22 protein-coding genes are annotated in these 21,601 nt (G+C 73.6%); 11 read left to right on the forward strand and 11 right to left on the reverse strand.

The window, feature by feature from the left end:
• Window positions 1–14: 14 nt before the first annotated feature.
• Window positions 15–1,886 carry an AMP-binding protein gene (locus ATJ97_RS04395; protein ID WP_098482695.1) on the forward strand — a complete coding sequence of 624 codons (1,872 nt, stop codon included), beginning with the start codon at window positions 15–17 and terminating at the stop codon, window positions 1,884–1,886.
• A 43-nt stretch (window positions 1,887–1,929) separates the two neighbouring features.
• On the opposite strand, the gene nrdR is transcribed toward ATJ97_RS04395, so the two are convergent.
• Window positions 1,930–2,469 carry a transcriptional regulator NrdR gene (gene nrdR / locus ATJ97_RS04400; protein ID WP_098482696.1) on the reverse strand — a complete coding sequence of 180 codons (540 nt, stop codon included), beginning with the start codon at window positions 2,467–2,469 and terminating at the stop codon, window positions 1,930–1,932.
• Window positions 2,470–2,605: 136 nt separating this feature from the next.
• The gene (locus tag ATJ97_RS04405) at window positions 2,606–3,100 is read right to left on the reverse strand and encodes a LysM peptidoglycan-binding domain-containing protein (protein ID WP_098482697.1); all 495 of its coding nucleotides are present in this window, start codon (window positions 3,098–3,100) and stop codon (window positions 2,606–2,608) included.
• Window positions 3,101–3,244: 144 nt separating this feature from the next.
• On the opposite strand from ATJ97_RS04405, the gene lexA reads away from it, so the two are divergent.
• Window positions 3,245–3,991: a transcriptional repressor LexA gene (gene lexA / locus ATJ97_RS04410; RefSeq protein ID WP_483866842.1), complete on the forward strand. Its 747-nt coding sequence runs from the start codon at window positions 3,245–3,247 to the stop codon at window positions 3,989–3,991.
• A 7-nt stretch (window positions 3,992–3,998) separates the two neighbouring features.
• Here the strand turns inward: lexA and ATJ97_RS04415 are convergent, their stop codons facing one another.
• Genes ATJ97_RS04415 through hflX form a run of 3 tightly spaced genes read right to left on the reverse strand, consistent with a single transcriptional unit; the run spans window position 3,999 to window position 8,661 of the window.
• Entirely contained in the window at window positions 3,999–5,009 is a 1,011-nt protein-coding gene (locus tag ATJ97_RS04415; RefSeq protein ID WP_098482698.1) for an L-lactate dehydrogenase, read from the reverse strand.
• A 45-nt stretch (window positions 5,010–5,054) separates the two neighbouring features.
• Window positions 5,055–7,088 (reverse strand): ATP-dependent DNA helicase, encoded by a 2,034-nt coding sequence (locus tag ATJ97_RS04420; RefSeq protein WP_245862120.1) that lies wholly within the window; start codon window positions 7,086–7,088, stop codon window positions 5,055–5,057.
• A gap of 1 nt (window position 7,089) precedes the next feature.
• On the reverse strand, window positions 7,090–8,661 hold the full coding sequence (gene hflX, locus ATJ97_RS04425; RefSeq protein WP_098482699.1) for a GTPase HflX: 1,572 nt from the start codon (window positions 8,659–8,661) through the stop codon (window positions 7,090–7,092).
• Between the two features lie 120 nt (window positions 8,662–8,781).
• Between hflX and ATJ97_RS04430 the strand changes: the two genes are divergently transcribed.
• Window positions 8,782–9,393, forward strand: coding sequence for a class I SAM-dependent methyltransferase (locus ATJ97_RS04430; RefSeq protein WP_098482700.1), 612 nt, complete (start codon window positions 8,782–8,784; stop codon window positions 9,391–9,393).
• A 2-nt stretch (window positions 9,394–9,395) separates the two neighbouring features.
• On the opposite strand, the gene dapF is transcribed toward ATJ97_RS04430, so the two are convergent.
• Window positions 9,396–10,310, reverse strand: a complete 915-nt coding sequence (gene dapF / locus ATJ97_RS04435; RefSeq protein WP_098482701.1) for a diaminopimelate epimerase — start codon at window positions 10,308–10,310, stop codon at window positions 9,396–9,398.
• Window positions 10,307–11,209, reverse strand: coding sequence for a tRNA (adenosine(37)-N6)-dimethylallyltransferase MiaA (gene miaA, locus ATJ97_RS04440; RefSeq protein WP_098482702.1), 903 nt, complete (start codon window positions 11,207–11,209; stop codon window positions 10,307–10,309). Before miaA ends, dapF begins: the two co-directional genes overlap by 4 nt.
• 170 nt (window positions 11,210–11,379) lie before the next feature.
• Between miaA and ATJ97_RS04445 the strand changes: the two genes are divergently transcribed.
• Window positions 11,380–11,910 (forward strand): type III secretion system chaperone family protein, encoded by a 531-nt coding sequence (locus ATJ97_RS04445; protein WP_098482703.1) that lies wholly within the window; start codon window positions 11,380–11,382, stop codon window positions 11,908–11,910.
• Window positions 11,907–12,461 carry a type III secretion system chaperone family protein gene (locus ATJ97_RS04450; RefSeq protein ID WP_098482704.1) on the forward strand — a complete coding sequence of 185 codons (555 nt, stop codon included), beginning with the start codon at window positions 11,907–11,909 and terminating at the stop codon, window positions 12,459–12,461. Before ATJ97_RS04445 ends, ATJ97_RS04450 begins: the two co-directional genes overlap by 4 nt.
• Before the next feature lie 47 nt (window positions 12,462–12,508).
• On the opposite strand, the gene miaB is transcribed toward ATJ97_RS04450, so the two are convergent.
• Window positions 12,509–14,071 (reverse strand): tRNA (N6-isopentenyl adenosine(37)-C2)-methylthiotransferase MiaB, encoded by a 1,563-nt coding sequence (gene miaB / locus ATJ97_RS04455; protein ID WP_098482705.1) that lies wholly within the window; start codon window positions 14,069–14,071, stop codon window positions 12,509–12,511.
• Window positions 14,072–14,224: 153 nt separating this feature from the next.
• Between miaB and ATJ97_RS04460 the strand changes: the two genes are divergently transcribed.
• From ATJ97_RS04460 to ATJ97_RS04485, 6 genes are all read left to right on the forward strand, one after another.
• A complete protein-coding gene (locus ATJ97_RS04460; RefSeq protein WP_098482706.1) occupies window positions 14,225–14,977 on the forward strand; it encodes an amino acid ABC transporter ATP-binding protein in 753 nt (250 codons plus the stop codon).
• 55 nt (window positions 14,978–15,032) lie between these two features.
• Window positions 15,033–15,908, forward strand: a complete 876-nt coding sequence (locus ATJ97_RS04465; protein WP_098482707.1) for a glutamate ABC transporter substrate-binding protein — start codon at window positions 15,033–15,035, stop codon at window positions 15,906–15,908.
• A gap of 80 nt (window positions 15,909–15,988) precedes the next feature.
• Entirely contained in the window at window positions 15,989–16,693 is a 705-nt protein-coding gene (locus ATJ97_RS04470; RefSeq protein WP_425432730.1) for an amino acid ABC transporter permease, read from the forward strand.
• Window positions 16,690–17,547, forward strand: a complete 858-nt coding sequence (locus ATJ97_RS04475; protein WP_098482708.1) for an amino acid ABC transporter permease — start codon at window positions 16,690–16,692, stop codon at window positions 17,545–17,547. The genes ATJ97_RS04470 and ATJ97_RS04475 overlap by 4 nt, the downstream gene beginning before the upstream one ends.
• 5 nt (window positions 17,548–17,552) lie before the next feature.
• Window positions 17,553–18,497 (forward strand): ATP-binding cassette domain-containing protein, encoded by a 945-nt coding sequence (locus ATJ97_RS04480; RefSeq protein ID WP_098485227.1) that lies wholly within the window; start codon window positions 17,553–17,555, stop codon window positions 18,495–18,497.
• Window positions 18,494–19,315: an ABC transporter permease subunit gene (locus ATJ97_RS04485; protein ID WP_098482709.1), complete on the forward strand. Its 822-nt coding sequence runs from the start codon at window positions 18,494–18,496 to the stop codon at window positions 19,313–19,315. The genes ATJ97_RS04480 and ATJ97_RS04485 overlap by 4 nt, the downstream gene beginning before the upstream one ends.
• Window positions 19,316–19,385: 70 nt before the next feature.
• Here the strand turns inward: ATJ97_RS04485 and ATJ97_RS04490 are convergent, their stop codons facing one another.
• The 3 genes from ATJ97_RS04490 to ATJ97_RS04500 form a co-directional block, all read right to left on the reverse strand.
• Window positions 19,386–19,988, reverse strand: coding sequence for a regulatory protein RecX (locus ATJ97_RS04490; protein WP_098482710.1), 603 nt, complete (start codon window positions 19,986–19,988; stop codon window positions 19,386–19,388).
• Window positions 19,989–19,993: 5 nt separating this feature from the next.
• Complete coding sequence (recA, locus tag ATJ97_RS04495) at window positions 19,994–21,055, reverse strand: recombinase RecA (RefSeq protein ID WP_098482711.1); 1,062 nt, start codon at window positions 21,053–21,055, stop codon at window positions 19,994–19,996.
• Window positions 21,056–21,337: 282 nt separating this feature from the next.
• On the reverse strand, window positions 21,338–21,580 hold the full coding sequence (locus ATJ97_RS04500; RefSeq protein WP_098482712.1) for a DUF3046 domain-containing protein: 243 nt from the start codon (window positions 21,578–21,580) through the stop codon (window positions 21,338–21,340).
• Between the last annotated feature and the right edge of the window lie 21 nt (window positions 21,581–21,601).

Below are 21,601 nucleotides of genomic sequence, written 5' to 3' on the forward strand. Positions count from 1 at the left end.
ACGGGAGAGCATCGATGACCGAGACCGAGTCGCCCGCACCCGCACGCCCGGGCTACGCCCCCGGGGTGCCCGCGGAGATCGAGGTGCCGGACCGGCCGGTCCCCACCCTGCTGGCCGACGCCGCGCGCCGGTACGGGGACCGGGTCGCCCTGGACTTCCTCGGGGCGGACACCACCTACCGCGATCTCGTCGACCAGGTGGAGCGCGCGGCCGGCATGCTGCGCAAGGCCGGGGTCCGGCCGGGCGACAGGGTGGCCCTGGTGCTGCCGAACTGCCCCCAGCACGTGGTCGCGTTCTACGCCGTGCTGCGCCTGGGCGCCGTCGTCGCCGAGCACAACCCGCTCGCACCCACCTCGGAGATCCAGGCGCAGCTCGCCGCGCACGGCGCGCGGGTGGTGGTCTGCTGGGAGAAGGCGGTCGACCAGGTGGCGCCGGGCGGTGACCTCGGCGGCCGGCGGATCCTCACCGTCAACCTCGCCGCCGCCCTCCCCCGCCGCTCGCGCCTGCTGCTGCGCCTGCCGGTCCGGGCGGCGCGCAGCCAGCGCGAGATCCTGCGCGGCCCGGTCCCGGCGGGGACCCGCAGCTGGGAACGGATGCTGGCGGCCGCCCCGCGTCTCGACCCGGCGCACCCGCTGCCGCGGGCGGAGGACCTGGCGGTGCTCATCCACACCGGGGGCACCACCGGCACGCCGAAGGCGGTCGCCCTGACCCACCGCAACCTCATGGCGAACGTGGTGCAGGGCGCCGCCTGGGTCCACGGGCTGCGGCCGGGCGAGGAGACCATCTACTCGGTACTGCCGTTCTTCCACGCCTTCGGGATGACGCTGTGCCTGACGTTCGCCGTCCACTTCGGCGCCACGCAGGTGGTGCTGCCGCGCTTCGACGTCGACATGGTGCTCGCCGCGATGAGGCGCCACCCGGCCACGTTCTTCCCCGGGGTCCCGCCCATCTTCGACAAGCTCGAGACCGCGGCGCGCGAGCGGGGGGTCGACATGTCGTCCGTGCGGTACGCCATCTCCGGGGCCATGGCGCTCTCCCCCAACGTGGCGCGACGCTGGGAGGACCTGACGGGCGGGCTGATCATCGAGGGCTACGGCATGACCGAGTCCTCGCCCGTGGCGCTCGGGAGCCCCATGGGGCCCGGGCGGCGGCCCGGGACCCTCGGCCTGCCGTTCCCGTCGACCGACATCCGGATCGTCGACCCGGAGGATCCCGCCCGCGACGTGCCCGACGGCCAGCAGGGTGAGCTCCTCGTCCGCGGCCCGCAGGTCTTCGCCGGCTACTTCGGCCGGCCCGAGGAGACGGCCGAGGTGCTGCTGGAGGGCGGCTGGCTGCGCACCGGCGACATCGTCCGGCGCGACGAGCAGGGCTTCGTGGTGCTCGCCGACCGGCGCAAGGAGCTCATCATCTCCGGCGGCTTCAACATCTACCCGTCCCAGGTCGAGGAGGCGGTGCGCTCCATGCCGGGCGTCATCGACGTGGCCGTGGTGGGGGTGCCGGACGAGTCCTACGGCGAGAGCGTGGTGGCCGCCCTGGTCGTCGCGCCGGGGACCCACGTGGATCTCGCCCAGGTCAGGGCGTGGACCCACGAGCGGCTGGCGCACTACGCGATGCCGCGGCGGGTGGCGATCCTCGACGAGCTGCCCCGCTCGCAGCTGGGCAAGGTGCTGCGCCGCAAGGTCCGCGAGCAGGTGCTCGCGGCCGGCGAGCACGTCCGTTCCGCGGGCGAGCACGTCCGTTCGGCCGCGGAGCAGGTCCGTTCGCAGCTGCAGGAGAGGGACACGCGGGCACCCGCCGCGGCGTCCGAGCGCCCGGGCACGCAGGCCGGGCCGCGCGACGCCGACTCCGGGTCGCCGACGGCGGAGCGGGACGCGCGCGGGCTGTGACCGTGCCGTCGGTGGTGGCGGTCGTCGCCGCCGCCGGCGGCGGTCAGTGCGTCGGTGCCTGCTCGACCTCGCCGGCGGGGCCCAGGTCGGCGGAACCGTCCGTGAGACCGTCGTCCTGCCCGGCCGGCCCGCGGTCGGCCCGCTCGGCCCGCAGGATGGCGATCGCCTCCTCGAAGTCCTTGAGGCTGCTGAAGGAGGAGTACACGCTGGCGAACCTCAGGTAGGCCACCTCGTCGAGCTGACGCAGCGGCCCGAGGATCGCCAGCCCGATCTCGTGCGCGTCGATCTGCGCCGCCCCGGACGAGCGCAGGGTCTCCTCGACCTGCTGGGCGAGGAGCGCGAGGTCGTCGTCGGACACCGGACGTCCCTGGCAGGCCTTGCGCACGCCAGCGACCACCTTGTCGCGGCTGAACGGTTCCGTGGCGCCGGACCGCTTGACCACCGTCAGGCTCGACGTCTCCACCGTGCTGAAGCGCCGCCCGCAGGAGGGGCACTGGCGACGACGGCGGATGGCCGACCCGTCCTCGGCCGTGCGCGAGTCGATCACCCGGGTGTCGGCATGACGGCAGAACGGGCAGTGCACGGTGGAGCTCCTCCCTGCGTCCGCCCTGCGCGGACCGCACTCGACGGCCGTCCCCGCGGGCACGGCACGCACCGGGGGCGCGGGCGCCTGAGGCACCGTAGGTCCGGCCCGGTCCACCGTGCAAGCAGGCACCCCGTCACCCCGCGGGGACCACGAGCTCCTGGCCCACCGCGAGCTCGGAGGAGGCGAGGCCGTTCAGCGTCGTGATGTGCTCCACGAGCTCCCGCGGGTCCTCGCCCGGCTCTGCCACGGCGCTCGCCAGCGACCAGAGGGTCTCCCCGGCACCGACCGTCACGGTGGTCGTCTCCCCGCCCACGGCGGGGTTGACCGCGACACCGACGAGCGCCCCGACCCCGACCGAGACGGCCGTGGCCAGCACGAGCGCGAGAGCGGTGACGACACCTCGCCCGCGTGCGGTGAGACGGAGGCGTCCTGACGCCTCCGAACGAGCCTCGGCGGCACGGCTCCGGCCGTCGGCCGCTGCCGGTGCCCCGACCTGCGGCACGAACCCCGGGCCGACGAGCTGGAGGTTGCCGCGGCGCGCGGGGCGCACGCCGGTACGGCGCCGTGCCGGGCGGGCGCCCGGGGCCTGGGCGGGCTGCCACGCGGGATGTGCGAGGACTGCACTCATGTCCGTCTCCTCGAACTCGTGTTCGTCGAACGTCTGTACGCAGACTAGCGGGGACCGGCGCCGCTGTCGACACACCGTCGAACAGATGTTTGAGATCGCGCGCCGAGCCTTCTAGGCTGACGTCCGAGAGCCCATCACCGACCACTGACATCGGCGGCCAGCGGACCCGCCGTCGGCCGAGCGCCAGGGAGGACCGTCGTCGTGAGCAACGTCGAGAAGCAGGTAGAGCCGAGCCCGACCGGTACGGAGGAGCTGACCGAGCGGCAGCGCATGATCCTGGAGACGATCCGGGACGCCGTCTCCTCGCGGGGCTACCCGCCCAGCATGCGCGAGATCGGCGAGGCCGTCGGGCTCACCAGCCCCTCCTCGGTCAAGCACCAGCTCGGGGTGCTCGAGCGGAAGGGCTTCGTGCGGCGCGACCCGAACCGGCCTCGTGCGCTCGAGCTGACGTCCAGGAGCGTGCCGTCGCCCGCCGACCCGGTGGGGTCGATGGACGCCGACGGCCTGCTCACCGGCTCACCGACGTACGTGCCGGTGGTCGGCCGCATCGCCGCCGGCGGTCCCATCCTGGCGGAGCAGACGGTCGAGGACGTCTTCCCGCTCCCGCGTCAGCTGGTCGGCGACGGTGAGCTGTTCCTGCTCAAGGTGGTCGGCGAGTCGATGATCGACGCGGCGATCTGCGACGGCGACTGGGTGGTGGTGCGCCGTCAGCCGGTGGCCGAGAACGGCGAGGTGGTCGCCGCGATGATCGACGGCGAGGCCACCGTCAAGACGTTCCAGCGCAAGGACGGGCACGTGTGGCTGCTGCCGCAGAACCCCGCCTTCTCCCCGATCCCCGGCGACGAGTCCCAGATCCTCGGGCGCGTGGTGACGGTCCTGCGCAGCCTCTGACCCTCGGTCAGAACCCGAACTGGCGGATCACCGCCCGCACGGACTCGGCGCTCTTCTGCAGGCCGGCGCGCTCGTGCTCGGTGACCACCGGTACGAGGCGGCGCCCGACGCCGGTCTGCCCGACGACGGTCGGGACGGACAGGCAGACGTCCGAGATGTCGAGGTAGTCGTCCAGCAGCGAGGAGACGGACAGCACGCGGCGCTCGTCGCGCAGCACGGCCTCGATGATGCGCACCACGGCCAGCGCCACGGCGTAGTTGGTGGCGCCCTTGCCCTCGATGATGCTGTACGCCGAGGTGACGACCTCCTCGGCGATCTCCGCGCGCACGGCCTCGTCGAGCAGGCGCCCGTCGGCCGTGAAGCCCCACTGCAGCAGGGGCACGGCACCGATCATGGCGGAGCTCCACAGGGGGATCTCCGAGTCGCCGTGCTCTCCGGCGATGTAGGCGTGGACGTTCTGCACCGCGACCCCGCACTGCTGCGCCACGAGGTAGCGCAGGCGGGAGGTGTCCAGGACCGTGCCGGACCCGAAGAACCTGTTCTCCGGCACGCCCGAGATCTTCAGCCCGGCGTAGGTGACGACGTCGACGGGGTTCGCCACCATGATGTACGTGGCGTCCGGGGCGACCTCCACCAGGCGGGGCAACAGGTCGCGCATGATCCCGATGGTGGCGCCGGCGAGGTCGAGGCGTGACTGCCCGGGCTTCTGCTTCGCGCCGGCGGTGACGATCACGATGTCGGCGTCCGCGCAGATGGCCAGGTCGTCGGAGCCGGACACCGTCCCCATGGGCGTGAACGCGATGCCGTGCGCGATGTCGAGCGCCTCTGCCTCGACCTTCGCCCGGTTCAGGTCGTAGAGCACCACCTCGCGGGCGGCGCCGCGCAGCAGGCACGCGTACGCGAGGGTGGAGCCGACGGCGCCGGCGCCCACGATCGCCACCTTGCTCGGGCGCCGGTCCCCCGGCCTGCTCTCGCCCAGCAGCTCGCTGCGTCCGCCAACCTCGAGCTGCTCGCTCATCGCCCGTCTCCCCTGCGGTTTCGTCCCGGTACTTCCGGCTACACCCTAAGCGACGGCCGGGGCCGCAGCCGTGAGACGTCGGAGCGCGGCGCGGGTGACCTCTCCGTCGTGCGTGCGCCACAGCGGCGGCATGGAACGGGTCAGGAAGGTGCCGTAGCGGGCCGTCGCCAGGCGCGGGTCCAGCACGGCGACCACCCCCCGGTCGGACGTCGACCGCACGAGCCGTCCGGCGCCCTGCGCGAGCAGGAGCGCGGCGTGGGTGGCCGCCACGCTCATGAACCCGTTGCCTCCCGCGGCCGCGACCACCTCGGAGCGTGCCGAGCGCACCGGGTCGTCGGGGCGCGGGAACGGGATGCGGTCGATCACCACGAGACGGCAGGTGGGGCCGGGGACGTCGACCCCCTGCCACAGCGAGAGGGTCCCCATGAGGCTCGTGGCCTCGTCCGCGGCGAACGCGCGCACCAGGGTGGGCAGCTGGTCCTCGCCCTGGCACAGGACCGGTGTGTCGAGCTCCTCGCGCAGGCGCTGCGCCGCCGCCTCCGCGGCGCGCCGGGACGAGAAGAGGCCGAGCGTCGCACCGCCGGCCGCCCGGACCAGGTCGACGAGCTCGTCGAGCGCCTCGGGGGTGGGTCCGTCCCGGCCCGGCGGCGGGAGGTGCCGGGCGACGTAGAGGATCCCCTGCCGCGGGTAGTCGAAGGGAGAGCCGACGTCGAGCGACTCGAAGGTCGTGTCCTCGCCGAGCGTGAGGCCGAGGGAGCGGGCCATGGGGTCGAACGTGCCGCCGAGGGTCAGGGTCGCGGACGTGAGCACCGCCGCGCGTCCGGCGAGCAGGTTCGTGGCCAGCGGACCCGCCACGTCGAGCGGCGCCAGCCGCAGCCTCGGCTGCTCGACGCCGCCGCGCGGTCGCTCGCACCACAGCACGTCACGGCGTCGGGCCACCCCGTCGCCCAGCAGCCGCTCGGCCACCTCGTGCAGCACGACCATCGCCGAGCGCGCCATGGCACGGGCCCCGGCCTCCTGCGCCTGCGCGCCGGGCTCCGGCCTCATGGCGGTGACGGCCTCCCGCGCGCCGGCCTCGACGAGGACGACGGCGTCGCGCAGGTCGGCGGGAAGCCCGTCGGGCAGCCGCCCGTCGGGGACGACCTCGAGCCGGGCCCTCAGCGCAGCCGCGGCGGTGTCGAGCGCGTCGACGCCGACCCCGGCGTGGCGGCGCGCGAGCCGGGCGGTCCGCTCGACGACACCGGCGCTGAGCTCGCCGGTCGCCTGGGCGGTGACCCGGTCGGTCAGCTCGTGCGCCTCGTCGACGACGAGGATGTCGTGCTCCGGGAGCACGTTCGGGGAGCCGGACGCCGCGATGCCGAGCATGGCGTGGTTGGTGACCACGACGTCCGCCTCGCGGGCCGCCTGCCGCGCCGCCTCCGGGAAGCACTCGGAGAGCATGGGGCACTTCGCGCCGAGACACTCCATCTTCGTGACGGAGACCTGCCGCCACGCCCGCTCGCTCACCCCGGGGACGAGGTCGTCCCGGTCACCCGTGGTCGTCTCCTCGGCCCACTCCCGCAGCCGCAGGACCTGCTCGGCCAGGGTGGAACGTCCCGCGACGGCGGGGCCCGGGTCCGCGCCGTCGGACGGTGGCAGCGGCGCGGCGGGGTCGACGCCGGTCGCGGCGGAGACGGAGAAGAGGCCCGGCTCCTCGTCGGTCGGGTAGCCGCCGGCGACCTTGTGCCGGCACAGGTAGTTGTGCCACCCCTTGAGCAGGGCGACGTCGGGGCGCATCCCGGTGCGGGCGGCGACGACCTCGGCGACGCGCGGGGCGTCCTGGACGAGCACCTGGCGCTGGAGCGCCAGGGTCGCCGTCGAGACGACGGCCCGCTTCCCCGCGGTGACGGCGTGCGCCAGGGTGGGGACGAGGTAGGCGAGCGACTTGCCCGTGCCGGTGCCGGCCTGGACCAGCAGGTGCCGCTGACCCTCCAGGGCCTCGGTCACCGCCCGGGCCATGCGCTGCTGACCCTCGCGCGGGGTGCCGCCCAGTGCGGCGACGGCGTCGGCGAGGAGGTCGTCGGTGTCGGGCGCGGCCACGTCAGGACGCCGAACGGGCGGCGGGTGCCTCTCCGCCGTCGGGCAGGCCGGCCGTGCGCAGGTCCGCCGCGAGGTCCGGCGGGACGAGCGCGTGCAGGCGCGTGCCGCCCTCGGCGTACTCCTCGGCGAGGATCTCCCCGTCCGTGTGGGCGCGGGAGACGAGGTCGCCACGGCTGTACGGCACGACGAGGTCGATCTCCTCGGCGGGCCGGGGCAGGAGCTCGGCGATGCGGGCCGCGAGCTCCTCCACACCCTCGCCCGTCCGGGCCGAGACGGCGACCGAGCCGGGGTAGCGGGTGCGCAGCGCCGCGAGATCCTCGGGTCCGGCGAGGTCGGCCTTGTTCAGCACGATGAGCTCGGGAACCTCGGTGCCGCCGGGGATGTCGGCGACGACGGCCCGCACGGTGCGCACCTGGCCCTCGGGGTCGGGGTGGGCGGCGTCCACGACGTGCAGCAGCAGGTCCGCCTCGCCGGCCTCCTCGAGCGTGGAGCGGAAGGCCTCGACGAGCTCGGTGGGCAGGGAGCGCACGAAGCCGACGGTGTCGGCGAGCGTGTACACACGGCCGTCCGGGGTGGTGGCGCGCCGCACGGTGGGGTCGAGGGTCGCGAAGAGCTGGTTCTGGACGAGCACCCCCGCGCCGGTGAGCCGGTTGAGCAGCGAGGACTTGCCCGCGTTCGTGTAGCCGACGATCGCCACGGACGGGATCTGGTGGTGCCTGCGCGCCCCGCGCTTGGTCTCGCGGGACGGCGCCATCTCCTTGATCTGACGGCGCAGCCGAGCCATGCGGGTGCGGATGCGGCGCCGGTCCAGCTCGATCTTGGTCTCACCGGGACCGCGGGAGCCGATGCCCTCACCCCCGGCGACGCGCCCACCGGCCTGCCGGGACATGGACTCGCCCCAGCCGCGCAGGCGCGGGAGGAGGTACTCGAGCTGGGCCAGCTCGACCTGCGCCTTGCCCTCCCGGGACTTCGCGTGCTGGGCGAAGATGTCGAGGATGAGCGCGGTGCGGTCGATGACCTTGACCTGGACGATGTCCTCGAGGCTGCGACGCTGGGAGGGGCTCAGGTCGCCGTCGACGATGACGGTGTCGGCGCCGACGGAGCGGACGAGGTCGGCCAGCTCGGCCGCCTTGCCCGAACCCAGGTACGTGCCGGGGTCGGGGGTGGCCCGTCGCTGCAGCAGCCCGTCGAGCACCTCAGAGCCGGCGGTCTCCGCGAGCGCGGCGAGCTCGCGCAGCGAGACCTCTGCCATCTCCGCGGTGCCGGTGGACCACAGGCCGACGAGCACCACCCGCTCGAGGCGCAGCTGCCGGTACTCGACCTCGGTGACGTCCTCGAGCTCGGTGGACAGCCCGGCGACGCGGCGCAGGGCGGCCCGCTCCTCGCGCTCGAGCTGGTCGCCGTCGTGGTCCGACTCGGTGTCCGCGTCCGGCTGCAGGGCCGTGCCCTCGGTGGAGCGCAGGGAACCGGCGCGGGCGAGGATACGCGCGACCACGTCCTCTGCCGCCTGCTGGTCGCCGGTGCTCGGCTCCCGGTCCGCAGCGGTCGGGAGGTGGTGGTCGGTGCGCGCCATGGTGTCCTTTCGTCGGTGCCCCTCAAGGATCCCACGCCCCGTCGCCGGGAGCCATCTCTTTCCACCGTCGGCGGACCCCGCCCGGCACGGGCCGCACGGCGAGCCGGTAGCGTTTCCGCGGTGAGCGCGCACGACCACTACTTCTCCGCCGAGCCGGCCTCCCCGGGCGAGCTTCGCGCCCTCCGCGTACGCCTGCGGGGACGCGAGGTCTCCGTCCGCGTGGCGGCCGGTGTCTTCTCCGGGGACCGGCTCGACCTGGGCACGCGGGTGCTGCTCGACGCGGTCGACGACCCGCCCGCGACCGGGACGCTCGTGGATCTCGGGTGCGGCTGGGGACCACTGACCATCGCGATGGCCCAGGCGTCGCCGGAGGCCGGGGTGGTCGCCGTCGACGTCAACGCGCGCGCCCGCGACCTCACGGCCCGCAACGCCGCCACGCTCGGGCTGGGCAACGTCACGGTCCTGGAGCCCGCGCAGGCCCTGGACCGGCTCGGCGCCGGGATCGACGAGATCTGGTCGAACCCGCCCATCCGCATCGGCAAGGCGGCGCTGCACGAGCTGCTCAGCACGTGGCTCACCCGCCTGCGGCCCGACGGGCGCGCCCACCTCGTGGTGCAGCGGAACCTCGGCGCCGACTCCCTGCACCGGTGGCTGGCGGAGGAGCTGGGCACGGACGTCACCCGCACGGCGAGCTCGAAGGGCTTCCGCGTGCTCACCGTCCGCCCGCGCTGAGCTCAGGCGCGCAGCACCACGTCCGCGGTCAGCACGGCAGGGCCGGTCAGGAGCACGCGGTCGCCGTCGACCCGCACGGTCACCTCGCCGCCCGGCACGAGCACGCGCCACACGTCCGGCGCGCCGGCCCCGCCCCACGCGCGCACCGCGAGCGCGGCCGCGCAGGTGCCGGTGCCGCAGGAACGGGTCTCCCCCACCCCCCGCTCGAGGACGCGCATGCGCACGGTCCCCACCGCCGTCCCGTCGGAGCCGTCCTCGCCGAGCGGGACGACGAGCTCGAGGTTCGTGCCCTCCGGCGGCACCGGGTCGTAGGTCGGCGTCAGGGCCAGCTGCGCCGCCGCGAGCGACTCCTCGTCCGGCAGGGCCACCACGGTGTGCGGGTTCGGGACGCTCACCCGCAGCCCGGCACGCGGCCCGTCGAGGCCGGGGACCTCGACGACGACGTCGTACCCCTCGGCCTCCGCCTGCGGCCCTCCCGGCATCGCCCAGCGGCCCATGTCGACCGTGTACGCCCCGCCCTCTCGGGTGACCCGGCGCGGACCGCCCCGGGTCCCGACGACGACGCTCCCGCCGTCGTCCAGCGCGGCCAGGCCCGTGGTGCGCAGGTAGTGGGCGAAGACCCGCACGCCGTTCCCGCACATCTCGGCGAGGGAGCCGTCCGCGTTGCGGTAGTCCATGAACCACTCGGCGTCCGGGTCCTGCGCGAGCAGCGCGACGCCCTCCGGCAGCGCCCGCGAGCGCACCACCCGGATCAGCCCGTCGGCGCCGACGCCCGCGTGCCGGTCGCACACGGCCGCCACCTCGGCCGCGGTGAGCTCGAGCTCGCCGTCGGGGTCCAGCACCAGCACGAAGTCGTTCTCCGTGCCGTGGCCGGTGGTCAGGGTGCGGCCGGCCAGCACGCCGAAGCTCGTGGTCATGGCTGAAGGATAGGCAGCGCAGCGGCGAGCGCGTCGGCCGGGTCCGCGGGCAGCCAGTGCACGCGCGGGTCGCGGCGGAACCACTTCTCCTGGCGCCGGGCGAGCTGCCGTGTGGCGACCGAGATCGCCTCCGCCGCCTCCTCGCGCCCCATCCGCCCGGCGACCACCTCGGCGGCCTGGGCGTACCCGACGGCGCGGCTCGCGGTGACCCCCTCGGCGAGGCCCTGCCCGAGCAGGCGCTCCGTCTCCTCCACCAGCCCGTGGGCCATCATCTGCTCCGTCCGGGCGGCGATGCGCGCGTCGAGCTCCGGGCGGGGCACGGCGATGGCCAGCTGGACCGCCGGGACGGCGTAGACGTGCTCGGGCAGGCGCGCGGAGAAGGGACGTCCGGTCAGGGCGATCACCTCGAGCGCCCGCACCACCCGGCGGGTGTTGCGCGGGTCGATCCGGGCGGCCGCCTCGGGGTCGCGGGCGGCGAGCTCGTCGTGCAGCGGCCTGGTGCCCAGGCGTGCCGCGCGCTCCTCCAGCTCGGCGCGCACGTCCGGGTCGGTGCCGGGGAAGTCGAGGTGGTCCAGCACGGCGCGCACGTACAGCCCGGACCCGCCCACCAGCAGGGGCACCCGCCCCCGCGCACGGACGGCGGCCAGGTCCGCGCGGGCCGCCTCCTGGTAGGCGGCGACCGAGGCCTCCTCCGTGACGTCCAGGACGTCCAGCTGGTGGTGGGCGACGCCCCGGCGCTCGGGCAGCGAGAGCTTCGCGGTGCCGACGTCCATGCCGCGGTAGAGCTGCATGGCGTCGGCGTTGACGATCTCGACGGCGTCCGGCCCGCCGAGGGCCTCCGCGAGGTCGAGGGCGAGGGCCGACTTGCCCGTGGCCGTCATGCCGACGACGGCGATCACCTGCGGTTGCTGCGCTCCTCCCCTGTCCTGCACGTCGTCAACCTACCCCGCACCGCCACGGGGGCCGGCCCCGGCGGCGGCCTGCCGCGGAGGAGGACCGCGTCCGGTCCCCGGGAAGGCCGTCCCTCCCGGGAGGGACGCGGGACACCTCGCCCGGTTAGTCTCGTCACATGGCTTCGTCCGGCACCTTCGACGAGGGGCGGGTCCCGGTGGGTCCCGCGCAGGCGGACGGCCCCGGGGGCGTGCGGGCCGCCCGTGACGTGGTGCTGCCCCTGACCCGGTCCCGGGTGGCCGACGCGCTGACGGAGCTGGGCTACCCCTGGTTCCGGGACTCCGGCGGCGACCTCGGCGCCATGTGGGCCCAGGCTGTCTTCCACGTCTACCTCCTCGGCCACGACGAGACCGTCCTGCAGGTGCGCGGCTCCTGGCACCGCCGCCTCAACATCGAACGCCTCGGCGAGGTGCTGGCCATGCTCGACGGGTGGAACCGCGAGTACGTCGGCCCCAAGTGCTACGTGCGGGTGCTCGACGACGGGCTGCTCTCCGTCGTCGCGGAGTCCTCGACCCCGCTGGCGTCGGGCGTGAGCGACAGCCAGCTGGTCCGGCTGCTCGAACGGGGGGTGGGTCAGGGCATGCGGGTCATGCGTGACCTGGAGGAGCTCTACCCCGACCCCGCCGCCCGGGCACCGGGGGTGTCGTGATCGGCTGGCTGCGCCGTCGTCGTCGCCGACCGGCACCGACCCCCCGTCCGGCGCCCCGGGGGGCGCGACCGGACACCACCGCCCGTCCGCCCGCCCTGCTGCGCCGTCGGGTCGAGACCACGGAGCCGGTCACGCCCGGGCGGCTGCGCGACGTCGTGGCGGCCCGCGGCTACCACGTCAGGGTGGAGCCGGACGCCTCGCTGACGGGGCTGTGGGACGGCTACCCGTTCCAGCTCCGCCTCACCGGCACCTCCCAGGACTACCTCAGCGTGCTGGGCACCTGGGGCCGCAGCGTGCCGGAGGAGATGGGCAGCGCCGTCGCGCAGGCCGTCAACGACTGGAACCGGGACAAGATCTGGCCGACGGTCTTCACCGTCTCCGACGAGTCCGGCACCACGGTGCGCACGGAGATCCTCGCCGACGTCGGGGCCGGCGCCACCGACCGCCAGCTGGTCGAGCTGGTGGAGGCCGGCCTGTCGGCGGGGGTGCAGTTCTTCCAGGCGCTCGGCGCGTCGATGCCGCCGCCGCACGAGCCGTCGCCGGAGATCTGAGCCGGTCGTCCGAGACGAGATCTGAGCCGTCTGCCGAGATCTGAGCCTCAGCGGCGCATCAGCGTCGGCATTCCCAGCGTGACCGGTCCGGCCGCGGGCGGCTCCCCGTGGGAGTGCGGCTCCTCGAGCAGTCCCTCGCGCCGTGCCCAGGCGTCGCCGGCGCGGGTGCGCCGGACCGCGAAGGTGCCCCCGGCGAGCGCCGAGTCCGCCACGAGGTGGTGCGGCGCGCCGTGGGTGACCTCGACGGTGACCATGTCGCCCGGGCGGGGCCGGTCGCCGTCGGGAAGCCCGACCGGCAGGGCGGCGTGCACCAGCCGGTTGTCGGCCGCGCGCCCGGTCACCCGGCGGGTGGCGCCGTCCTTGCGCCCCTCCCCCTCGGCGACGAGGACGTCGACCGTGCGACCGACCTGCGCCTCGTTCTCCTCGGTCGAGATGCGCTGCTGCAGGGCGGCGAGGCGCTGGTACCGCTCGGTCACGACGTCCGCGGGCACCTGGGGCAGGTCGGCCGCGGGGGTGCCGGGCCGGGGGGAGTACTGGAAGGTGAAGGCGGAGGAGAACCGGCACGCCTCGACGACGTCGAGGGTGGCCTGGAAGTCCTCCTCGGTCTCCCCGGGGAAGCCGACGATGATGTCGGTCGTGATCGCGGCGTCGGGGATGGCGGCGCGGACGCGCTCGATGATGCCGAGGTACTTCGCCTGCCGGTAGGAGCGGCGCATCGCCCGGAGCACCGTGTCGGAGCCGGACTGCAGCGGCATGTGCAGGCTGGGCATGACGTTGGGCGTCTCGGCCATGGCGTCGATGACGTCGTCGGTGAACGCCGCCGGGTGGGGGGAGGTGAACCGCACCCGCTCGAGCCCCTCGACGCGCCCGCAGGCGCGCAGGAGCTTCGCGAACGCGCCCCGGTCGCCGAAGCCGACCCCGTAGCTGTTCACGTTCTGCCCGAGCAGCGTCACCTCGACGGCGCCCTGGGCGACGACGGCCTCGACCTCGGCGAGGACGTCGCCCGGCCGGCGGTCCCGCTCCTTCCCGCGCAGGTGCGGCACGATGCAGAACGTGCACGTGTTGTTGCAGCCCACGGAGATGGACACGAACGCCGCGTAGGCGGACTCGCGCCGCGTGGGCAGGGTGGAGGGGAAGACCTTGAGCGACTCCTCGATCTCCACCTGCGCCGCGGCGTTGTGCCGCGCTCGCTCGAGCAGGGCCGGCAGCACGTCGAGGTTGTGGGTGCCCAGGACGACGTCGACCCAGGGCGCCTTCTCCACGATGCCCTCGCGCATCTGCTGGGCGAGGCAGCCGCCGACGGCGATCTGCATGCCCGGGCGCTCACGCTTGACGGAGGCGAGCTGGCCGAGGTTGCCGAACAGGCGCGTTGCCGCGTTCTCGCGGACGGAGCAGGTGTTGATGATGACGACGTCGGCGCCCCCGTCCCCCGCCTCGGTCGCGCGGGCGGCCGCCTCGGGCACGTCGCCGACGGGCAGGTAGCCCCGCTCCTCGAGCAGGCCGGCGAGCCGCTCGGAGTCGTGGACGTTCATCTGGCAGCCGAGCGTGCGCACCAGGTACGTGCGCCTCTCGGCGGGGCTCGGCACGGGCGCGGTGGTGGTGGAAGACATCGTGGACAAAGTGTAGGCGGGCCGAAAGGCGGCTGTTCACGGCCTTCGTTTCCACCTTGTTACCGGCAATGTCGGCCGACGGCCCCCCGGCACGTTAGGTTGACCCCCATGACCGAACGGAACGAGACCTCCCTCACATCGGCGCCGACGGGCATGGGCGCCGCGCGGGGCGAGCCGCTGGTCGTGCTCAGCGACGTGAACAAGCACTTCGGGGACCTCCACGTCCTCAAGGACATCAGCCTCTCCGTGACGCGCGGCGAGGTGGTCGTGGTCATCGGCCCCTCCGGCTCCGGCAAGTCGACCCTGTGCCGCGCCATCAACCGGCTGGAGCCCATCGACAACGGCACCATCACGATCGACGGCAAGGAGCTGCCGGCGGAGGGCAAGGAGCTGGCGCGCCTGCGTGCCGACGTCGGCATGGTCTTCCAGTCCTTCAACCTCTTCGCCCACAAGACGATCCTCGACAACGTCATGCTCGGGCCGGTGAAGGCGAAGGGCATCAAGCCGGCCGAGGCCAAGCAGCGGGCGATGACCCTCCTCGAGCGGGTGGGGGTCGCCAACCAGGCCGCCAAGTACCCGGCGCAGCTCTCCGGGGGCCAGCAGCAGCGCGTCGCGATCGCCCGCGCGCTGGCCATGCAGCCCAAGGTGATGCTCTTCGACGAGCCCACCTCCGCGCTGGACCCCGAGATGATCACCGAGGTCCTCGACGTCATGACGTCCCTGGCCCGGGACGGCATGACGATGGTCGTGGTCACCCACGAGATGGGTTTCGCCCGCAAGGCGGCCGACCGGGTGATCTTCATGGACGCCGGCCAGATCGTCGAGGAGAGCACCCCCGACGAGTTCTTCACCAACCCGCGGTCCGCCCGGGCCCAGGACTTCCTGTCCAAGCTGCTCAGCCACTGAACCCCACGCACCACCCGACCGTCCCCCGCCGGGGGACCGACCAGTAGGAGACGACATGCGACGCACTCGCACAGCCGGTTTCGCCGCCGTGAGCCTGGCCGCTGCCCTGGCCCTGACCGCCTGCTCAGCCGGGGAGCCCGGCCAGACGGGCCAGACGGCCGGAGGCGGTGGCGGTGCCGCGACCTCGGGCGGCGGTGGCGGCGACGGCATCACCATCGGCATCAAGTTCGACCAGCCCGGTCTGGGCCTGAAGGAGGGCAACGACTACACCGGCTTCGACGTCGACGTCGCCCGGTACGTGGCCGGGAAGCTGGGCTACTCCGAGGACCAGATCCAGTTCGTGGAGTCCGTCTCCTCCCAGCGCGAGACGCTGCTGGAGAACGGCTCCGTCGACATGATCTTCGCGACCTACTCGATCACCGACGAGCGCAAGCAGCGGGTGGCCTTCGCCGGCCCGTACTTCGTCGCCGGCCAGGACCTCCTCGTCGCCGCGGACAACACCGACATCACCGGGCCCGACACCCTCGACGGCAAGGTGCTGTGCTCCGTCGAGGGCTCCACCTCGGCCGAGCGCATCCGCGACGAGCACTCCGAGGGTGTGGAGCTCTACCCGGCGCAGACGTACTCGGAGTGCGTGGAGCTGCTCTCCGCGGGCAACGTCGACGCGGTGACCACCGACGACGTGATCCTCGCCGGCTACGCCGCGCAGCCGCAGTACGAGGGGCAGTTCAAGGTGGTCGGCAACCCGTTCTCCGAGGAGAACTACGGTGTCGGCCTGCCGAAGGAGAACGACGTCTGCGAGGACGTCAACTCCGCGATCACGGAGATGATCGACGACGGCACCTGGGAGGAGCTGCTCAAGAAGAACGTCGGCGACAACTTCAAGTGGAACCAGGAGCTCAACCCGCCGAAGCCGCAGCCCTGCGCCTGAGTGAACCGTGCGGTGCCCGGGGCGTCCGCCCCGGGCACCGCCCGCGCGGCCGCTGGCCAGCGGCAGAGAAGGAGACCTGAGTGGGCGGCTACCTGGCCGACATGGCCGAGCTCCTCGGCAGCTACAACCTCATCGGGGCGTTCTGGGTCAACATCCAGCTGACCTTCTGGTCCGCCCTGTTCGCATTCATCATCGGCACCGTGCTCGCCGTCATGCGGGTCTCCCCCGCGCCCAGCCTGCGCTGGGCAGGAGCGACGTACGTGAACCTGGTGCGCAACACCCCGCTCACGCTCATCATCCTCGCGTGCTCGCTGGGGCTGTGGGGTCAGCTCGGCGTCATCCTGGCCACCAACGAGGCCGGCCGGGTCGACATCACGTCCAACAGCTTCCGGCTGGCGGTCCTGGGCCTGTCCGCCTACACCGCGGCCTTCGTGTGCGAGTCGCTGCGCTCGGGCGTCAACACCGTCCCGGCCGGCCAGGCGGAGGCCGCCCGGGCGATCGGCCTCGGGTTCGGCCAGTCGATGCGCATGATCATCCTCCCGCAGGCGATCCGCGGCGCCATCGCGCCGCTCGGCAACACCCTCATCGCCCTCGCGAAGAACACCACCGTCGCGCAGGCCGCCGGCGTCGTGCAGGCCGCGTCCGTCATGGCGACCATGATCGAGTTCCGCCCGGACCTCATGGTCGCCATCTTCCTCGTCATCGCGCTCGGCTGGGTGATCATCGTCCTGCCGATCGGCCTGGTGAGCACGTACCTGTCCCGCCGACTGGGGGTCGCCCGATGAGCTCCGTCCTCTTCGACGCCCCGGGCCCCCGGACGCGTCGCCGCATCGCCGTCGTCAACGTGGTGGGCGCCCTCGTCGTCCTCGGCGTCCTCGCCTGGGTGATCTGGGGCCTGGCCCAGAAGGGTCAGCTCACCGCCGCCAAGTGGAACCCGTTCCTCACCGAGACGGTGTGGGCCGACTACCTGCTCGTCGGGCTGTGGAACACCCTGCGCGCAGCCCTGATCGCGATCGTCACCGCCAACGCCTTCGGGCTGCTCTTCGGCCTGGGCCGGCTCTCGCAGTCCCGGCTGGTGCGCGGCGTGTGCGGCACCGTGGTGGAGTTCTTCCGAGCTGTCCCGGTGCTGATCATGATGATCTTCTTCTGGCAGCTCTTCTCCTACGTGCCCGGCCCGTGGATGGCCGCGCCGCCGTTCTACGGCGTCGTCTTCGGGCTGACGCTGTACAACGGCTCGGTCATCGCCGAGCTGGTGCGCTCGGGCGTGCAGAACCTCCCGCGCGGGCAGCGCGAGGCGGCCCTCGCCATCGGGCTGACGCGGTCGAAGAGCCTCCGGCTCGTGGAGGTGCCGCAGGCGCTGATCGCGATGATGCCCTCGATGGTCAGTCAGCTCGTCGTCATCCTGAAGGACACGGCGCTCGGCTACATCATCACGTACAGCGAGCTGCTGCGCTCCGCCCGGCTCGTGGGCTCCACCTTCGCCAACTACGTCCCCGCGCTGATCGTCGCCGCGGTGATCTTCATCGTCATCAACTACACCCTGACGTGGCTGGCCGAGCTCCTGGCCCGCCGCCTGAGCAAGCGGACCGCGGGCGGGACCCGGCCGGCCGAGCTGACGCCCGCGGACGCCGGGGAGTGAGCCGCTTGCACGAGGGGGCAGAGCTCGCCGTCGACCACCTCACGAAGACCTTCGGTGCCGTCAGAGCGGTCGACGACCTCTCCTTCACCGCCCGACCCGGCCGGGTGACCGGGTTCCTGGGCCCGAACGGTGCCGGGAAGACGACCACGCTGCGGATCCTGCTGGGGCTGGTCAGGGCCACCTCGGGGCGGGCCACCATCTCCGGCCGCACCTACGGCGAGCTGGTCCGGCCCACGCGCACCGTGGGCGCGGCCCTCGAGGCTGCGAGCTTCCACCCCGGCCGCACCGCCCTCGACCACCTCCGCGTGTACGCGCCCCAGGTCGGGGTGGACGACCGGCGCTGCAGCGAGGTGCTCGAGCTCGTGGGGCTCGATGCCGTCGCGGGCCGGCGCGTCGGCGGGTTCTCCCTGGGGATGCGTCAGCGGCTGGGCCTCGCCACCACCCTGCTGGGCGACCCGGGCGTCCTCGTGCTCGACGAGCCGGCCAACGGGCTCGACCCGGAGGGCATCGCGTGGCTCCGGGCGCTGCTGCGCCACCTGGCCGGCGAGGGCCGGACCGTGCTGGTCTCCAGCCACGTGCTCTCGGAGGTCCAGCAGACCGTCGACGACGTCGTGATCATCGCGCGCGGCACGCTCGTGCACCAGTCCTCCCTCGCCGAGCTCGCCGCCCTCGCGGAGCCGAGCGTGCGGGTCGTCTCCCCCGACGCGCGGGGGCTGGCCGACCTGATCGAGTCGGCCGGGTGGGCGGACCGCGTCGCCGAGGACGGCACGGCCTCGACCGGTACCGCCGTCCTGCGGAGGGTCGCCGCCGCCGAGGTCGGTGCGCGCGCCTTCGCCGCCGGTCTGGAGATCCACGAGCTCAGTGCGCGGGAGGTCGGCCTCGAGGACACCTTCCTGCGGCTGGTCGACGAGCGGCCCGGGCACGTTCAGGCCGGGGAGGAAGCACGATGACCGCCGCACTGGCGACCGAGTACCGCAAGCTCGTCACCACACGCCTGTGGTGGATCCTGCTGCTGACCATGGCGGCGTACATGGCCTTCCTGGCGGGCGTCATGGGCTTCACGCTGGCAGAGTCCCCCGAGGCGGCGGGCGCCGGGATGCCGGGCACCGAGCCGGGTGCCCCGATGTCGCCGGAACAGACGGCCCGGACCGTGTACACCCTCGCGACGTCGTTGGGGTACGTCTTCCCCGTCATCGTCGGGGCGCTCGCCATGACCGGGGAGTTCCGGCACCAGACGATCACCCCCTCCCTGCTGGCAGAGCCCCGGCGCACCGTCTTCCTGACGGCGAAGATGCTCTCCTCCCTCGCCGTCGGTCTGCTGTTCGGGGTGGTCGGCACGCTGGCCACCGTCGGCGCCGGCGCGGGGGTCCTCGCGCTGCTCGGCGAGCCGACCTACCTCGGCGACCCGGTGGTGCTGCGCAGCGCCGGGCTGTCGGTGCTGGCCCTGACGGTCTGGGCCGTGGTGGGCGTCGGCTTCGGCACGCTCCTGACGAACCAGGTGGCCGCCGTGGTCGTCCTGCTCGCGTTCACGCAGTTCGTCGAGCCGATCCTGCGGATCGTGCTCGGGCAGGTCGACGCCCTGGAGGGTGTCTCGAAGTTCCTGCCCGGCGCCGCGGGCGAGGCGATCACCGGCAGCTCCTTCTACGCCGACTCGGGCATGGCGCCCGGCCTGCTGCCGTCCTGGGCGGGCCTGCTCGTGCTGCTCGGCTACGCCGTGCTGCTCGCCGTGGCCGGACGGCTCACCACCCTGCGACGCGACATCACCTGACCCGCCGGGCGCCCGGCGCGCCGGGCCGCCACGGGACGGCGCAGGCCGCCACGGACGGCGCAGGACAGCGTCAGTCCAGCGCCTCCCAGTCGCCCGGTCCGGCCATCGGGTCCACCCCGTCCTCGGCCAGCACCTCGTCGATGGCGCGCATGGCGACACCGCCCGGAAACCCCTTGCGGGCGAGCATGCCCGCGAGGCGGCGCCGGCGGACCTGCGGGTCCAGCCCTCGCGTGGCCCGCGCCTTCTTCTCGACCAGGCGTCGCGCGGCGGCACGCTCGTCATCCTCGTCCACCTGCTCCAGGGCGCCCGCGGCCACCTCCGGCTCGATGCCCTTGCGCCGCAGCTCCTGGGCCAGCGCCCGGCGGGCGAGCCCACGCTCGGCGTGCCGGGTCCGCACGAGCATCTCGGCGTAGGCGGTGTCGTCGATCAGGCCCACCTCGGTGAACCGGTCGAGCACCCGCGCCGCGACGTCCTCCGGCACGTCCCGCTTCGCCATCGCCGCCTCGAGCTGGGCCCGGCTGCGCGGCGCCGCGGCGAGCTGCCGCAGGGCGATGCTCCGCGCCACCTCCTCCGCATCAGGCTCGGCGTCCTGGGCGGCGGCGCCGGTCGACGGCGGCTCGAGCTCGTCGCGCCGTCGACCGCCACGCCGCCGACCGGTTCCGGGGTGCGTCATCGCGATCAGAAGTCGACCGGGACCTCACCGTCGGCCGGCGCCTTGGCAGCCGCAGCCTCCGCAGCGGCCTCGCCGATCCCGAGCTTGGTGAGGATCTTCTTCTCGATCTCCTCGGCCAGCTCCGGGTTGTCCCGGAGGAACGCGCGGGCCTTCTCCTTGCCCTGGCCGAGCTGGTCGCCCTCGTAGGTGAACCAGGCGCCGGACTTGCGCACGATGCCGTTCTCCACGCCGAGGTCGATCAGACCGCCCTCGCGGGAGATGCCCTGGCCGTAGAGGATGTCGAACTCGGCCTGCTTGAAGGGCGGGGCCATCTTGTTCTTCACGACCTTGATGCGGGTCCGGTTGCCGACCGCGTCGCCTGCCTCCTTCAGCGTCTCGATCCGGCGCACGTCCAGACGGACCGAGGCGTAGAACTTCAGCGCCTTGCCGCCCGTGGTCGTCTCCGGGGAGCCGAAGAAGACGCCGATCTTCTCGCGCAGCTGGTTGATGAAGATCGCGGTCGTGCCGGAGGCCGAGAGCGCACCGGTGATCTTGCGCAGCGCCTGGGACATCAGGCGTGCCTGGAGACCCACGTGCGAGTCACCCATCTCGCCCTCGATCTCCGCCTTGGGCACCAGGGCGGCGACGGAGTCGATGACGACGATGTCGAGGGCGCCGGAGCGGATCAGCATGTCCATGATCTCCAGGGCCTGCTCGCCGGTGTCGGGCTGGGAGACCAGGAGGGCGTCGGTGTCCACCCCCAGCTTCTTCGCGTACTCGGGGTCGAGCGCGTGCTCGGCGTCGATGAAGGCCGCGATCCCGCCCGCCTTCTGCGCGCTCGCCACGGCGTGGAGCGCGACGGTCGTCTTTCCGGAGGACTCCGGGCCGTAGATCTCGATCACGCGGCCTCGCGGGAGGCCGCCGATGCCGAGAGCGACGTCCAGGGCGACAGAACCGGTGGGGATCACCTGGACCTTGGGGCGGGTGTCGTCCCCCAGGCGCATGACCGACCCCTTGCCGAACTGGCGGTCGATCTGGCTGAGCGCGGCCTCCAGGGCCTTGCTGCGGTCTGCTACAGGAGCGGGCATGTCAGTTCACCTTTCGGCAGGCGGGCCGCATCTGCGGCCCTCGGGTCGGTCAGGGCTGGTCTCGGCAGGGCCCGCCCTCGCCGGACGGCTACCTGCAGGCGACGCTATGCCTGACCACTGACATCCGCCGGAGCACCCCCGCAAAGCTGTGGAAACGTGCCGACGTCGTCGCCTGGGGACGAAGGTACGCCGAACGGGTGTTCGACGTCGAACGACACGCCGACAGGCCCGACATCCGCGAGCGGGATCTCAGCGAACCGCCCGACGACGAACCGCGCCCGGCTACCGTGCCGGGCCGCGTGGCCGCTCGCGCGGATCGATCCGGTGCCGCCACCGGGTGGCCTCGTCGAGGTCCATCTCGTCGCACACCGCGTCCCAGACCACCCGCGGCGGGACCCCGTCCTGCAGGGCCCGTGCCGCGGTGCGCCCCCCGACGGCGGAGAGAACCAGGTCCTCCGCCACCGAGCGGCCGTAGCCCGCGCCGAAGGTCTCCTCCAGCACCTGCCAGAACTCGGAGTGCTTCACGCCTCCAGGGTGCCACGCCCG

Source organism: Georgenia soli (assembly GCF_002563695.1).
GTDB lineage: Bacteria > Actinomycetota > Actinomycetes > Actinomycetales > Actinomycetaceae > Georgenia > Georgenia soli.

Bases quoted from the DNA above. Each gene is read 5' to 3' on its own strand.
- ATJ97_RS04395 (WP_098482695.1), top strand. From the start codon at position 15: ATGACCGAGACCGAGTCGCCCGCACCCGCACGCCCGGGCTACGCCCCC.
- ATJ97_RS04405 (WP_098482697.1), bottom strand. From the start codon at position 3,100: ATGAGTGCAGTCCTCGCACATCCCGCGTGGCAGCCCGCCCAGGCCCCG.
- ATJ97_RS04415 (WP_098482698.1), bottom strand. From the start codon at position 5,009: ATGAGCGAGCAGCTCGAGGTTGGCGGACGCAGCGAGCTGCTGGGCGAG.
- hflX (WP_098482699.1), bottom strand. From the start codon at position 8,661: ATGGCGCGCACCGACCACCACCTCCCGACCGCTGCGGACCGGGAGCCG.
- dapF (WP_098482701.1), bottom strand. From the start codon at position 10,310: ATGACCACGAGCTTCGGCGTGCTGGCCGGCCGCACCCTGACCACCGGC.
- ATJ97_RS04445 (WP_098482703.1), top strand. From the start codon at position 11,380: ATGGCTTCGTCCGGCACCTTCGACGAGGGGCGGGTCCCGGTGGGTCCC.
- miaB (WP_098482705.1), bottom strand. From the start codon at position 14,071: ATGTCTTCCACCACCACCGCGCCCGTGCCGAGCCCCGCCGAGAGGCGC.
- ATJ97_RS04460 (WP_098482706.1), top strand. From the start codon at position 14,225: ATGGGCGCCGCGCGGGGCGAGCCGCTGGTCGTGCTCAGCGACGTGAAC.
- ATJ97_RS04465 (WP_098482707.1), top strand. From the start codon at position 15,033: ATGCGACGCACTCGCACAGCCGGTTTCGCCGCCGTGAGCCTGGCCGCT.
- ATJ97_RS04475 (WP_098482708.1), top strand. From the start codon at position 16,690: ATGAGCTCCGTCCTCTTCGACGCCCCGGGCCCCCGGACGCGTCGCCGC.
- ATJ97_RS04485 (WP_098482709.1), top strand. From the start codon at position 18,494: ATGACCGCCGCACTGGCGACCGAGTACCGCAAGCTCGTCACCACACGC.
- ATJ97_RS04490 (WP_098482710.1), bottom strand. From the start codon at position 19,988: ATGACGCACCCCGGAACCGGTCGGCGGCGTGGCGGTCGACGGCGCGAC.
- recA (WP_098482711.1), bottom strand. From the start codon at position 21,055: ATGCCCGCTCCTGTAGCAGACCGCAGCAAGGCCCTGGAGGCCGCGCTC.